The organism is Pseudomonas khavaziana, assembly GCF_019145205.1.
Lineage (GTDB): Bacteria > Pseudomonadota > Gammaproteobacteria > Pseudomonadales > Pseudomonadaceae > Aquipseudomonas > Aquipseudomonas khavaziana.
The window spans coordinates 1-345 of sequence record NZ_JAHSTT010000067.1; the positions used below are offsets into that span (position 1 = coordinate 1).

The window sequence follows — 345 nt, forward strand, 5'->3', positions numbered from 1 at the left end:
TGTGACATCGGCCACATTGGCCGCAGTGCCATGAACATGATGAACCAGTCCCGACTCCGCATCGGCGACGATATGCGCCTTCATGCCGAAGAAGTATTGGTTACCTTTCTTCGTCTGATGCATCTCGGGATCACGCTTTCCTTCCTCGTTCTTGGTCGAGCTGGGGGCATGAATGATGGTGGCATCGACGATGGTGCCCTGGCGCAGGGACAGGTCTTTCTCTTGCAGATAACCGTTGATGACCGCGAGGATCGCAGGGGCCAGTTGTTGCTTTTCCAGCAGGTGCCGGAAGTTTATGATCGTGGTGTCTTCAGGTATCGGGGCGCTCAAGGTCAGGCGTGCAAG

The 345-nt window shown here is 55.9% G+C and carries 1 protein-coding gene; it reads right to left on the reverse strand.

The genetic code is table 11. The annotated features are described in order from the left end of the window. Positions 1-345: IS5 family transposase (locus tag KVH01_RS29545; protein WP_217883811.1), on the reverse strand; the 345-nt coding region annotated here is incomplete at both ends.